The 12,983-nt window shown below is 59.8% G+C and carries 15 protein-coding genes; 9 read left to right on the top strand and 6 right to left on the bottom strand.

From position 1 onward, the window contains the following. Nucleotides 1–2: 2 nt before the first annotated feature. Nucleotides 3–503 (bottom strand): signal peptidase II, encoded by a 501-nt coding sequence (gene lspA / locus CDV49_RS11100; RefSeq protein ID WP_035714444.1) that lies wholly within the window; start codon nucleotides 501–503, stop codon nucleotides 3–5. Then, nucleotides 500–1,354, bottom strand: a complete 855-nt coding sequence (locus CDV49_RS11105; protein WP_035714447.1) for a cation transporter — start codon at nucleotides 1,352–1,354, stop codon at nucleotides 500–502. Before CDV49_RS11105 ends, lspA begins: the two co-directional genes overlap by 4 nt. Before the next feature lie 56 nt (nucleotides 1,355–1,410). On the opposite strand from CDV49_RS11105, the gene CDV49_RS11110 reads away from it, so the two are divergent. Together CDV49_RS11110 and CDV49_RS11115 are read left to right on the top strand one after the other, a co-directional pair. Further along, nucleotides 1,411–1,755, top strand: coding sequence for an ArsR/SmtB family transcription factor (locus CDV49_RS11110; protein ID WP_035714448.1), 345 nt, complete (start codon nucleotides 1,411–1,413; stop codon nucleotides 1,753–1,755). Beyond that, nucleotides 1,752–1,940, top strand: coding sequence for a multicopper oxidase domain-containing protein (locus tag CDV49_RS11115; RefSeq protein WP_035714453.1), 189 nt, complete (start codon nucleotides 1,752–1,754; stop codon nucleotides 1,938–1,940). Before CDV49_RS11110 ends, CDV49_RS11115 begins: the two co-directional genes overlap by 4 nt. Before the next feature lie 495 nt (nucleotides 1,941–2,435). Here the strand turns inward: CDV49_RS11115 and CDV49_RS11120 are convergent, their stop codons facing one another. The 4 genes from CDV49_RS11120 to CDV49_RS11140 all read right to left on the bottom strand — a co-directional run bounded on the left by CDV49_RS11120 (nucleotide 2,436) and on the right by CDV49_RS11140 (nucleotide 7,623). After that, entirely contained in the window at nucleotides 2,436–5,156 is a 2,721-nt protein-coding gene (locus CDV49_RS11120; protein ID WP_140418208.1) for a TrlF family AAA-like ATPase, read from the bottom strand. A gap of 397 nt (nucleotides 5,157–5,553) precedes the next feature. Next, nucleotides 5,554–6,387, bottom strand: a complete 834-nt coding sequence (locus CDV49_RS11130) for a hypothetical protein (protein WP_035715005.1) — start codon at nucleotides 6,385–6,387, stop codon at nucleotides 5,554–5,556. Between the two features lie 228 nt (nucleotides 6,388–6,615). After that, nucleotides 6,616–7,284, bottom strand: a complete 669-nt coding sequence (locus tag CDV49_RS11135; protein ID WP_035715006.1) for a hypothetical protein — start codon at nucleotides 7,282–7,284, stop codon at nucleotides 6,616–6,618. A gap of 102 nt (nucleotides 7,285–7,386) precedes the next feature. Beyond that, nucleotides 7,387–7,623: a hypothetical protein gene (locus CDV49_RS11140; RefSeq protein ID WP_084684279.1), complete on the bottom strand. Its 237-nt coding sequence runs from the start codon at nucleotides 7,621–7,623 to the stop codon at nucleotides 7,387–7,389. Between the two features lie 226 nt (nucleotides 7,624–7,849). Between CDV49_RS11140 and CDV49_RS20890 the strand changes: the two genes are divergently transcribed. The 7 genes from CDV49_RS20890 to CDV49_RS11170 all read left to right on the top strand — a co-directional run. Next, nucleotides 7,850–8,185, top strand: coding sequence for a hypothetical protein (locus CDV49_RS20890; RefSeq protein WP_035715009.1), 336 nt, complete (start codon nucleotides 7,850–7,852; stop codon nucleotides 8,183–8,185). A gap of 82 nt (nucleotides 8,186–8,267) precedes the next feature. After that, nucleotides 8,268–8,849 carry a lytic transglycosylase domain-containing protein gene (locus CDV49_RS11145; protein WP_254915515.1) on the top strand — a complete coding sequence of 194 codons (582 nt, stop codon included), beginning with the start codon at nucleotides 8,268–8,270 and terminating at the stop codon, nucleotides 8,847–8,849. Next, a complete protein-coding gene (locus tag CDV49_RS11150; protein WP_035715012.1) occupies nucleotides 8,849–9,136 on the top strand; it encodes a TrbC/VirB2 family protein in 288 nt (95 codons plus the stop codon). The genes CDV49_RS11145 and CDV49_RS11150 overlap by 1 nt, the downstream gene beginning before the upstream one ends. A 12-nt stretch (nucleotides 9,137–9,148) precedes the next feature. Continuing rightward, nucleotides 9,149–9,427: a type IV secretion system protein VirB3 gene (locus tag CDV49_RS11155; RefSeq protein ID WP_035715013.1), complete on the top strand. Its 279-nt coding sequence runs from the start codon at nucleotides 9,149–9,151 to the stop codon at nucleotides 9,425–9,427. Then, nucleotides 9,417–11,807 carry a VirB4 family type IV secretion/conjugal transfer ATPase gene (locus CDV49_RS11160; RefSeq protein ID WP_035715016.1) on the top strand — a complete coding sequence of 797 codons (2,391 nt, stop codon included), beginning with the start codon at nucleotides 9,417–9,419 and terminating at the stop codon, nucleotides 11,805–11,807. The genes CDV49_RS11155 and CDV49_RS11160 overlap by 11 nt, the downstream gene beginning before the upstream one ends. Nucleotides 11,808–11,811: 4 nt before the next feature. Further along, nucleotides 11,812–12,021 (top strand): hypothetical protein, encoded by a 210-nt coding sequence (locus CDV49_RS11165; RefSeq protein WP_088215551.1) that lies wholly within the window; start codon nucleotides 11,812–11,814, stop codon nucleotides 12,019–12,021. A 4-nt stretch (nucleotides 12,022–12,025) separates the two neighbouring features. Further along, a partial coding sequence (locus tag CDV49_RS11170) for a lytic transglycosylase domain-containing protein (RefSeq protein ID WP_088215550.1) occupies nucleotides 12,026–12,983 on the top strand: 958 nt, incomplete at its 3' end.

The raw sequence follows: 12,983 nt of genomic DNA on the forward strand, positions 1-12,983 counted from the left end.
GGTTACACCCCCGTTGTGTTTTCCTTGCGTTCACTCTGACCAGGCTTGTCCTTCGCAGAGCGGAAGCTGTCCCAGAACAGCAGGGCTGCGCCGCAGAAAATCGTTACGTCCGCGAGATTGAAGGACGGCCAGTGGTATGATCCGTAATGGAAGTCGAGAAAGTCAGGAACGGCCTGATAGCGTACGCGGTCAAGAATATTGCCGAGTGCGCCGCCGATGATCAGACCGAGAGCGGCAGCTGTCAGCCTGTCCGGCGCGCGCCATAACCAGATCAATAGCCATGCCACGATCACGCCAGCAAGCGCGATGAGACCCCACCACGGTACGAACCCGCCGAGCATACCGAAGCTGACCCCATCGTTCAGAACCCGCACGAGGTTAAGAAAGGGTAAAACCTCGACCCCGCTCTCGAGCGCCGGTGTGGTCAGGGCGAGCGCCTTGGTGCCCTGATCGAGACCGAGCGCTGCGATTGCGCAGAGCCCACCGAGAACGCGACCGTTCATGCCGTCGCCTTCAGATCGCCCCGCGCGTCGCGGATGATGGCCCAAGCGGAGTGCAGGAACAGTCCGGCGATACCGAAGGCGACGATAAGGTCGGGCCACGCGCTGCCCAGCCACGCCACGAGACCGGCGGCGATGACGACCGCCGCATTGCCGATAGCGTCGTTGCGCGAGAACAGCCAGACAGCCCGCATGTTCGCGTCGCCCTTGCGGAATCGCAGCAGCGGCAGAACGGAGACGACGTTCACGACAAGGGCGATCATACCGAGCAGGCCCATGAGACCTGCATCCGGCGTCGTCTGTTCGAAGACCCGGACGATGGTCGTGCCGAGGACGCCAAGACCGAGGAGCCCGAGGAAGATGCCCTGGATCAGAGCCGACCGTGCCCGCCAAGCGAGGCTCCAGCCGATGGCCAGCAGGCCGAGGAAGGTGATCGCGCCATCGCCGATGAAATCGAGCGCATCGGCCTTCACGGCCTGCGATCCGGAAATGAAACCGCCGATCATTTCGAGGACCCCGTATCCCACGTTCAGGATCACGACGATCCAGAGGGCACGGCGGTAGGCCGGGTCCTGATGGGCAGGATTCGGCGGAATGTCTTCATCGCCCTCGATCCGGTCGAAGCCATAGCCTGTCACCGCGACTGCCTTTTCGATGTCCGGCAGGCGCACTTCGGGTGCAGTCAGTGTCATGATGTGCGTCGCGGCCGACACTTTCACATCGCCGGGCGCGACCCCGGCTGCCTGTGCCGCCCGCTCGATCTGCGCGGCATCCTTGGCGCAATCCATACCGGAAACCCGGTAACGGACGGGCGGGACATCTGCCGTCGATCCGGCATTTTCGGTGTTGGCCATGGTCGCGCTATTCCTGCTAGGATGAATCGAAGAACAACATATCAGCGAGGAGTGATATGGCGCAATTGGTCGATGACCGCAAGAGCGCAACCATCGAGCGACGGGCGAAGCTGTTCCGCGGCTTCGCGGACCCGAGCCGCCTGGCCATCCTCGGTGCACTTTGCAACGAGCCATTGGCCGTTCACGAGCTCGTCGAGCGGACGGAACTATCGCAACCCAACGTCTCCAACCATCTGAGGTGCCTGCTGGAGTGCGGGCTTGTCGCCAGCGATCGCGATGGGCGTTTCATCCGCTACCGTATCAGCAGCCCGCGCATCACGGTTCTTCTGAGCGATGTGGACGCACTTCTCGACGTGGTCGCAGAGGGCGTTGAGGCGTGTGACAATTATCGTGAGGCGTGAGTCAGAACGGACGGCCGGTCGACTCGGCGCAGATCGGTTGGAAAGATGTTGTCCGTGTGCAGGGTCCGACCGGAATCCTGCTGAGGTTCGACAAGCTGGCTTCGGAAGAGACACCATTCATGTATCACCGCCACATCCTCGAACACGAGGATGCGGGCATGATGGGGCAGTTTACGGTCACATAACAGGACCCCATCCGCTCGACACCGGGCGTCGTCAAGAGCTTACGTCTTCTTGCGGCGTTCTATCAGGTGCCGGTGTCGCCTTGTTGAAACGCATTACGGAGTATGTCTAGACCCGAACGGAGAACACCTCGCTAAGCTGCGGGTCCGCCGAAGCGGCCGTCCAGTCGCTCGGCAGCATTCGTCAAAAAGGGCTCGAACCGGGATTTCGCTGCGCTCTCCATGAACGTCCGCTCTCACCCTCATGCGAGCTTTTAAGCAAAAGCTCGCATGAAGATGACGCGCACGAAGTAGCAGGGGTTGACGCATTCGGCCCTTTGCGGACGATCGGCCCGTCACCATGCTGCGCGACAGCGTCCACCGAAGCAGCCCCTCAGGCACCGCGCAGCGAAACCCGTGATGAGCTGGCAACGATGCGGAACTTACTGCCATTCAACACCAAGCAAATGCGAGCTTTTTGGATTCTGGATGTTTTCGAGCAAACAGCCCACCCCCATACTAAAAGCCGTATTTTCTTCTACGCGTTGAAAACGCCTGCTCTCCGCCTTCGAGAAGCTCCTTTATCAGCTCCTGGACTTCTTCCTTGTCGATGGAACCGCACAGCTTTTGCTCGATCTTCGTCCGGTCAACCCCATCTTCAACGACTGGTGTGAGGCCAATGATCTGATCAGCGTCACCCAAAACTGGGATGTTTGGATTGTGGCTTGAGAACAAGAATTGGCGCTTCTTCTTGGCGGCACGCATCTTCTCAACTACAGGTCCTGCTATGAACTGGTTGTCGAGGTCGTCTTCGGGTTGGTCGATGATCAACGGTGAGTCCGATTCCAATAACAAGAGCATTAGAACCGCGGTCGCCTTTTGACCGGCAGACAGTCGGTCGAGTTCCTTCCAGTTTTCTACCCCGCCCCTACCAACATTTAGTTCAATGACAGCCTCCGGCGGTATCCGTGTTTCCTCTACGAGCAACGCTAGGCCTTCCCCCCCAGCGGCGATCTTCTGAGAGGATGAATCCGTGAATCCAAATTCTTCGCTGAGCGCTTGAGCCCCTTTGCGAATCGTTGCGGCGAGTTTCGAAGGTAATAAGTCCTCAAACTCTTTTAGCTTTGTTATGGCTTGACTGATCTGCCCTTCAGTTCCATCCCGCAAAACTTGTTCAAGTGGTCCGAGGTCGGAACTGGGGCGAATACTTGCGCGGACTGTGCCTTCGAGCTTGCTGCTGACCTTCTTCGCGGCCTTCTCAAGGTCACGATAGGCTTTCCTGTCGGCCTTCTCCCACTCATCGACAATGTTCTGTCGTACTTCATGTTCGGAAGCCAATTCAGAAGCCGCATACTCCTTGTCCCTCTGTTTTGGCTCGAGTTTGGCAACCTGCTGTTTTACAGTCAGGTAAGCATCAGGATCGAAGCCATCACCCTGCAATTCTTTCTTTATTGACCTGTAGGTCGCTTCAACAGCATCAGCCTTTGGTTGCCATTCAGAGCGGATCGCCGCCAAATCTGTGGCAGCCTTTTGAGCCGCTTTTTCCAGTACGCTTGCCGCTTGCACTTTGGCCTGGTGGATATCCTGCGCAATCGCTTCGATTTTGGCCAAGTTTTCTCTGTGCGGCAAATCCGCTTCTTCTTCTGACGGTAAAACGCTTGATGCCGTTTTTCCGACCGGCTTCAAGGCTTCTCCCGATTGTTCAAATCCAGTTATGGCCTTAGAAAAATCGTCCAGTATTCTCTGTTCATGCTGGACAGATGCCTGTTCTTTCAGGCGCGTCGCAAGCTCGGTCTCTTCGAAGCGTTTGAGCTGTTCCTTGAGCCCCGGCAGTGCGGCCAGAGCAAGGTCCAGTTCGGCGATTGTTTCGCTTAGGGTTGTGACCTTCTTTCGAGAGGCTCGGAAACGTTCCCTGATCCCGTCCTCACCGACGGTCGCTTCGCTATCCGTACCAACAAAGCGCTCAAGTAGCCCGGCAAGCTGACCTTTATGCCTCGTAATCTCAGAGATCTCGTGTTGGCCGTAAATCTCCAAGTCAGAAATGATGTCCTTGGGCTTCAGGTCGGCAACGATTTCCCCTGACTGATTTCTTACTCGCGCTTCCTGCTTGTAGGCGCGCTCAATCAGGTAGTAACCTGGCGACGGGCTTGGCGAATAAATTAAGACTGAAACTGCTGAACGAGAGCCCAATAGATATTTGATCATCGATTCATGGCTCTTGGCAGCATCCGCACCCACCGGTGGTACGTCGAAGACGAAGCGCAGGCTTTCAACTATTGTGGACTTGCCAGCACCACGACCACCAATCATCACATTCAATCCAGCATTCAGCGCAACATACTGCCCATCAAGTAACCCGCCATCCCAGCAAACTGCGACAATTCTCGTGAATTCGGATGGCGCATCGTCAGAATTGAGCATGATCCGGCTTTCGCCATCGAGAAAAGCTTGTCGCAAACCTTCTATCGATATATCCGTCATCTTCAGCAAGCTGGTGCTGCCGGATTTAGCGAAGTCTTCCGGTGCTGACACGTCAGACGCGTTTACGAAGCTAACAGGCCTATCCCGTTTGTGTGCTCCGTCTTTGTTAAGACAAATTTGTCGGTATTCCACAGGCACGTCACGAAGCGGCCCGGGGATAGCTGACGCCAAATGCAGCGGTGACTTCCATGCATTCATTCTAGTTTGGCCAGAGAGCGCCTTTAGCAACCCACTGTTTTGGGTCACGTGCGCCGAAATTGTGATGCCGCCACGGTCATGAACGACCGCAAGTATATCCTCAAATCCTTTGCGCGAAATTGGTGAAGGATCTTCGCGATTCCGAATATCGCATGCGCCCACATTTGCGTTCATATCTGTGCTGGATGATCCCGGGGGGAAGAGACACAGAATGTGTACACCATCAGCGGAATTTGCTTCGAAGCCCGGGAAAACCGCGATGCCGGATTCTTCCAGTTTCACTCGCAGGCTCTCCGAATGGTCAAAACGGAAATGATCTGTGAGCGCTACGACCTGCACACCATGCTCTTGGCATGCCTTGACCATCGCGTCATTGTACTGGCCTTCGTCTGCAAAACCACTGTTTTTGGAGTGACGAATTCCATACGCGAACGGGTTAACCTGAAAGGCGCATTTCACGTATCGGCTGCCAGATGAGGCTTTCAATGCATCCTTGATGCCTTGTGGTGTTGCTCCGTGGCCAGCCAGTGTGATCAGCATAGGGTCAAGAACGTTTTCCATTGAATGACTTCACTTCACCTACTTAGCGGGAACCAGACGCGCCACCATTGATCACGCGAAAGCGCTATGCATGTAAAGGTCGCATTCCGAAACTAAAACGAACGTCCACTTTGGCGCATGAGCCTTCTTCGTCTTGCTCCCGCCGCGAATGTCTGGATACCGCCCTCAGGGCTGATCCGACGGCGAGCTCGCTGCAGGCGGCTCGAACGGCCGCTCCGGCGATGTTGCTGCGGCTGCCGTGCCGCAGCGCCGTCGGGCTGCTTTCCGCCCTTTCTAGCGGTCAGGGTCGCTGAACTCTGCTGACATAACGTCTGGAACATGTGGTTTCTGCCGACATTCGACATTGATATCTCGGCCGGAAGATCATTGCGGACGAAGCCCGAGACGCGGTTTTGTCTCATCGCTGGATCACTCCTTCTGCTACGGCCATTCCGTGCACAGCCAGCTGTGCCTGGAACACCGAACAGCCGAACCTGCTGCGCAGATCTTCTACTCGCTTCTCATAGCGATCCACCCCGAGTTTCCGCTTCAGATCACTTTCGTGGAAATATCGATTGATGAACGGCGCTGGCGCCATCAGGCGCTGCAATTTGTCAGCCTGTCGCGTGATTGGTTTGCCGCTTGCGAGGGAAGGGTCGGACCCGGAAACGTCACCACCTCGCCACTTCCGCATGAACCCCAGCAGATACCCGGCTGGCACGGCGTCATGACCTCGTCCACGGTTGAACTCCCTGAATCGTTCCCAGATGTGCCGGCTGTCTGCGGCGCGACAAGGCAGGGCGGTCTTGGCCTTTCCGATCAAAGCCAGCCAGCGTGCCGCTTTCTCAGGCTCTTCACGATCAACCACTATCGTTCCTGAGAATACATTTTTGTTTGAATCTCTTATATAAGGGGTGGTGTCAGCTGTGGTTGACACTTCGCCATCTGCATCAGGTTGGTCACAGCACCCGAAGCGGAAGAGCCATGGCGCAAACCGGCCCTTACCCCGCTGACGCAGTAGGCGCAGCCCTGAGGCTGCCAGTTCTGCCAGAAGAGCGTGCAGGTGCTGTCGCGATACCGTCATGCGATCGGCCAGATCACCGAGGGTAAAGGCTGCTGTGCCATGCGGCAGGCCATTGTAGCCGTCCTTCCAGGCAATGGCGTCAAGGATGACAGTCGCAAGCTTGTGCGCGGCACAGGAAAGTTCGGTGTGGGTGATGCGGCGAAGGATGGCGCCAGTGGTGAGTTCCATGATCGTCGTCTCCGATACGACGCGCCAAGCTCACATCAATACAACATCATCGCAATCAAAAGACCATTATTGGTTGCGCAACCTCAAAGGATGGTCTAGAACACTCTGGCTAGGTGAGTGTTCTTTGAGGTTTTGGTGTTGGACCTTTGGTCTGGCGTCGTCTTCAAAAAGGGGATCGAACGTCCCCGACACAGAGAGCCGCCGGGGCCGCAAGGCTCCGGCGGCTTTTCAATAGCGGACCTCTTCCGATCCATAGTTCCCGGCATGGTCACGCCAATCCACGAAGACCGAGCGCCAGGAATAGCTGCGGCAATGCTCCGGCACCGCGAGATCAGATGCCTCCGGGACAGCGGCCACCGAGGATCTGGCCCAACCGTAGTCGCCTTGCGTGCCATAGGAGCCGAGACGGGTGGAATCGCTGCGGATGCAGTCGCCATCGCGGTTTTGATGCTGGCTGAACTGGATGTGATAAACCCGGATGCTGCGCACGAAGTCGAAAGCATCGCCGGAGATGTCGATATCGGCCTGCTCCAGGGCCTGCGCGAGGGTCAGACCCGGCACGTCGATAGGGATGGGCAGGGTACTTTCAAGCGGCTCGCGGAACGCAATGTCATAGAGCCGCTCCATCGGGCTGAGCGGCGCATCGCCACCGAGGGATGCGCCCATCGGGCAGCGCCAGATCTGCAGCGGTGGCTCGACCGGCCAGGGCGTGATGCGGCGAATGAACTCGGCGCGGGCCCGCGCGCAGGGGACAGAGGCTGGCCATCCGCCGGCGAGGCACAGAAGGATGGCGCAGTCGATCTGGTAGGTCTGTGCCTGGACGGAGGAAGGGCTCGAGACTGCGGCGGTCAGGGCCAGAGAGGCTGTCAAAACGGTGGTTCGAAGGGCAGGGGACATGGAGGCGACTCGCTCAGTTACCCTCTATCGCTACGATACACCATTATTGAATGCAATATTCTTGCATTGCTTGTCGTGTGGCTGGCGTATCCGATCTTCGCCTCAGTGTCCCACAACGCTCTGGAAGCGACCGTAATCCTGACTGACCTCCTGTGCCTCAGAGAAGGCCCGGGCGCGCTCGGCATCGAGGCAGCGGAAATACTCCTGCACCGCGGTGATGTAGCCCTCGAAGTCCTCCCGGATCAGATCGGCATAGGCCCGTACATCGGCCGGGTCGCTTGGCAACCATGGCCGTTCAGGGGGATCGCATGATGCTAAGGCGGCGGAGCAACTCACCATGATGGCGACAAGGCAGGATATCAGGCGCAGCTTCACCATGTTTCGGACGAGGCCCCATCATTGCTTTGATTTGCCACAGTCTTGGGCTATCCACCTTTATGGAGCGATGATCTGCCGTCAAGGCATCAAATAATCATTGCCATCAATAATAGTGTAATGATACGGCTATGGTGATTTGATTCCCCATGGCCTGACCCATTCTATGGAGAGGAGCCGCGGGGAGACCATGTTAGAAGACGCCCCGAATGTGGTTACAGAAGACGGATTGCGACAGCTGCTCGCCCAGGGCTATTTGGCCGAAGTGGTCTGTCGGACCGCGGCCGAGAAGCGCCTCAACGCCTGGTACGGCTCTTGGTATGTGCGGGCGATCGGGCCCGCTGGCGGCGATGAGAAGATTGTCGTCACCAGCCGCAATTACATCAGGGCCCGTGAGTTTAAGACCGTTGCCGGGCTTGTTAGCTTCCTCTCGGATATCGGAATGCGCACGGCGCATATTCCTCTCGACGAGGGCGGCCGCTCTCTCCACCAACTGCCGGAGCCTGCGCCCGCGCAGCAGGGCTGAGGCTTCATCCCTTCTTCTGGCCCTCTGCGTCCTTGCCGCGTTCGCTCCGGCCGGCGCGAACGCAGAGGGCTTTGTCTTTCGGGTGGCGCTGGACGGCCAACTGGCCACGGTGTCATCCGATACTGGCTTCATGCGCCAGTTCGGCGCCGAGAAGCCGGAGCGGCTCTTCCTCTTTTCAACACCGCGGGATGATGGTGACACTGGTGCCAGTGACGCCGCGCCTCGGCCCGCCTCCGCCAGCCCCGAGATCCTGCAAGGCATCGAAGACACCGCCTTGCGCTATGGTGGCCATGACGCGCTGAGGCGGGCGGGCCTTTCTGTCACCGACTGGGCACTTTTCTACCGGGCCAATATCGAGGTCGAGAGCGCCTATAACCCGGCGGCCCTGAGCCATGCCGGTGCAATCGGCCTTGGCCAGCTGATGCCCGATACCGCCAGCTTTCTCGGGGTCGATCCGAATGACTGGCGGCAGAATCTCGACGGATCGGCCCGTTATCTCCTCCTGATGCTCGAGACCTTCGGCACGCCGGAGCTGGCGCTAGCCGCCTATAACGCCGGACCCGAGGCCGTCAGCCGCCACGGCGGCATCCCCCCCTATGTTGAGACCCAGGGCCATGTGGCCCGTGTGCAGGCCGTTTATGCGCGGCTGAAAGGAACGAGTTGATGAAGTCCCCTTCCGTCACGGCCGTCATGACGATGGCCTTTGTGGTGCTCGCAGGTCCTGCGCTAGCACAGAGTATCGACCTCTCGCCGGTGCAGACACTGCTGCAAGGCATCGTTGATGCGATCACCGGTCCCTTGGGCATCGTGATCGGCACGCTGGCGCTGATCGGTGTCTTCTTGTCCTGGCTCTTCGGGATTCTCGACTTCCGCCAGGCGCTCTGGGTGCTGGTGGCTATCGCTGGCATCGCCGCCGCGCCGACCATTGTTGCCGCGATCTGGACCACCTGAGGTCTGAGGGTCATGGCGGAACAGTCGCGCGTCTTCATCGGCCTCTTGCGGCCCCCCAAGCTGATGGGGCTGCCGATCATGTATGCCATGGTCTGGCTCTTTGGATCGTCGATGCTGTTCCTCTGGGTCCAGAGCTGGATCATCGTCGTGGCGGCTGGGATTGCCTGGCCCCTGCTGTGGAAGGCTGCGGATTGGGATCCGAACTTCCTCGACGTGCTGGTGATCACGCTGCAGGAAACCCCGCCGACGCGGAATCGCAAGCATCATGGGGGAGACAGCTATGCCCCGTGATGCCGAGACCAAAGCAATAGATAGCGCCGATCTCGCACTCGACCCGATCTCGGCGCTGCCGGAATGGGCCGGGAAGGAAAAGCGGCTCGCACACATGCTGCCCTATGTCAGCCTAGTCGCCGGCAACACGATCCGTACCCGGGGCAACGAGTTGATGCAATGCATCCGCCTTGAGGGGGTGAACAGCACCACGTCTGAGGATAGCCATCTCGACCGGATCGGGGCACTGCTTGCGGGTGTGGTGGCGCAGGTCGGGACGGAGTTCTCCTTCTATCTGCACAAGGTGTCAAAAGCGGTGGACACGCGGCTGCCACCGATCCCGGGTGATGGGTTTGAAGCGGCAGTCGACGCCCGCTGGCAGGCACAGCTTGCGAAGAGTGGGCTGCGCGACAAGACCCTCACGCTTTCGATCCTGAAACGCCCAGACCCTGGCAGCCGGATCCCCTTCGTTGCGGCGGCCTCCCGCGCCCGGCTGGCCGCTGACACTGTGCGGCGCCTGCGCAAGCTCGATGAGGTGGTGGGCTTCATGCTCTCGAGCTTCTCCGATCTGAAGCCGCGCCTGCTGACGGCCGAGAGCGGCGAGTTGCTGGGCTTCCTCGGCAGCCTGAACACGGGCGAGGAGCACCCTCTCTTCCCGGCCTCGCGCCTCGGCATCCTCGCCGAGGACGTGGCCAACACGCGCGTGACCTTCCGCAGCGCAGAGATCCATCTGACTGATGGCGCCGTGGGCGACAAGTTCGGCACGATCTTTGCCGTCAAAAACTACCCGGCCAAAACCGACAGCCTGATGCTCGATGAGTTGAACCTGCCGGTCGATATGGTGGTCACCCATTCCTTCGTGCCGATCAATTCGAACATCATGGCCGGTCGGATCAAACGCCAGCTTCGGCTGATGCAGGCCGCCAATGATGGCGCGGTCAGTCTGGCCCAGGAGCTGGAACTGGCGCAGGACGATCTGGAATCGAAGCGGCTGATCTTCGGCGAACACCATATGACCGTGGCGGTCTATGCGCGCACCCGCGCCCATCTCGAGGATATCTGCGCCGAGATCCGCAATATTTCCGCCAGTTCCGGCATCAACCTGATCTCGGAGGGCTTCGGATCACGCGCGCATTACATGGCGCAACATCCGGGGAACACGGGCGCACGGAGCCGCAAGGCGGCAATCACCAACCACAATTTCGCGGATCTCGCGACCTTCCACCGCACCCCTCTTGGGAAGACCGGTGAGGAACTGCCCTGGGGCGTGCCGATCACGCTGTTTCCGACACCAGAGCGCAGCGGCTTCCGTTTCAGTTTCCATGAACAGGGCTCGCCGCTGAAGGAACCGACCGGCGGCCACACCCTGATCCTCGGGCGTCCCGGTTCCGGGAAGTCGGTGCTGGCCGCCTTTCTCATGACCATGGCCCGGCGGGCCGGTGCACGGCTCTTCATCTTCGACTACCGCGCCGGGATGGAAATGGCTGTTCGCGCCCTTGGCGGCAGCTACGCCACGGTCCGTGCAGGAAAGCCCACCGGACTGAACCCGCTTCAGACCGAGATCGACAATCGCGGCCAGGCCTGGCTGGCCGACTGGCTTGCCACGCTCCTTGAGCGCCGCGACCGACCGCTGACGCCGGTGCAGACCAACCGTCTGCAGGAGGTTGTGCGCCAGAATGCTGGCGCCGATCACGCGGGACTTCGCAACTGGTCAGATTTCGCCTCACTGCTGGTCTCGACCGATGATGACGGCGATCTCTTCGAGCGGATGCAGGAATGGACCGAGACCGGCCGCTATGGCTGGATCTTCGGGGCCAACCCGCAAGACGGCTTTTCGCTCGGCGGCGAGGTTTCCGGCTTCGACCTGACCGGTATTCTCGATTCCGAGAGTGAGCGCGAGCGGATGGCCGTGCTCTCTTACCTCTTCCGCCGGGTCGAGCGGGTGATTGAGGATCGACGCCCTACGGTGATCCTGATCGACGAGGCCTGGAAAGCGCTCGACAATGGCTACTTCGCGGATCGGCTGAGCAACTGGCTGGTCACCGCCCGCAAACAGAACGCGGTCGTTGTGATGATGACCCAATACGCGAGCCAACTCGAGCGCACGCGCACCGGCAAGACCATTGTCGAGGCGGTGCCGACACAGATCCTGCTGCCAAACATCCGCGCCAGCGCGGCCGATTACGCGATGCTCGGTCTCAGCGAGAAGGAACTCGATGTCCTTCTGGGTGTGGGTACCGCATCGCGCCTAGCGCTGGTGCGCGACGACCGAGGCTCGGTTGTCATCGATGCCGATCTCTCAGCCCTCGGCCCTCTCGTGACCGTCCTTGGCGGGATGGAGAAGGGCGAGCAACTCGTGGGGGCGGATTACCGCGACCGCCCTGATTTCTGGAAGGTGTAGTGTGATGTCTCGTGTAAATGGTGCCCGGCTTATCCATCTTCCTGTCCTCGGCAGTCTCCTGCTCCTTGCCGCTTGTGCAAGCGGGCAGGCCCCACGGGCCAATTGCTTCAGTTTCGCCGAGCGTCCCTCCGGCGTCACGGTCTCGACCATGGGCGGCGAGGTCTCGCGAGCGGCAGACCCCTGCGCCTTCACCCTGATTGGCGTGGCGGACTGACGGTATGGCCCGGATTCTGGCACCGATCCTGCCACAGGTCCTCATTGGGATTTCGCTGGCGCAGCCCTTGGGCGCACAAGGCGTGCCGACCTTTGACGCTCAGGGCTTTGCCAGGACAGCAGCGACGATTGCGCAACGGGATCTGGACATCGCGTTGCAACGGGATCGGCTGAGCCGCGAAGAGGAGCTGGCCGAGATCGAGCGCCAGCAACTGGCCTCACTTGAGAGCATCCTTGGCGCAATGACCACCGGAGCAAGCGCGTCCGTCGGTGCAACAGTGGCTGCACTGGAAGCCGGGAATGGGGGAGAGACGGCAGCAGCAGTCGTCTACGCTCCAGATGACGGGAACCCGGCCGCCACCCGCCTGTTCGGCGATGCCCGCGAAACGGTTGAAGAACTGATCATCCGCGGGGCCCGCGACACCTATTCTCTTTCCGGCGTGTCGCGCGCAGGGTTGACGCCGGTGCAATGGCGCTGCCTCCTGCAGGCGTTGATCTGGCAGGAAAGCCGCTTCCAGATCGGTGCCCAGTCCGGCGTCGGGGCCTTTGGTCTGACGCAAATCATGCCCGGCACAGCCGGCGATCTCGGCATCTACCCGGCCTACTACGACGACCCCTATCTGCAGGTGACCGGCGGCGCACGCTATCTCGCGCAGATGCTCGGCATGTTCGATGGCAACATCATCCATGCGCTTGCCGCCTACAACGCTGGCCCGGGCCGGGTGCAGCAATACAGTGGTGTGCCGCCCTTTGCCGAGACCCAGAACTACGTCGTGGTCATCCCGGCGCAATACAATCGTTATCTGGCAATGGTGGGCGGGCCCGATGCGCTCGGCATCATCGATCCCGTGCTGCTGGCCAATGCGAGCTTCAGCCTCTCGGCGCATGGATCCGGCGTCTATGGCGACTATTCCATGGTGTCGGTTCAAGTCGCAGCGCAGCGCTTACATGACATAATTATCG

This window comes from Haematobacter genomosp. 1 (assembly GCF_002196855.1).
GTDB lineage: Bacteria > Pseudomonadota > Alphaproteobacteria > Rhodobacterales > Rhodobacteraceae > Haematobacter.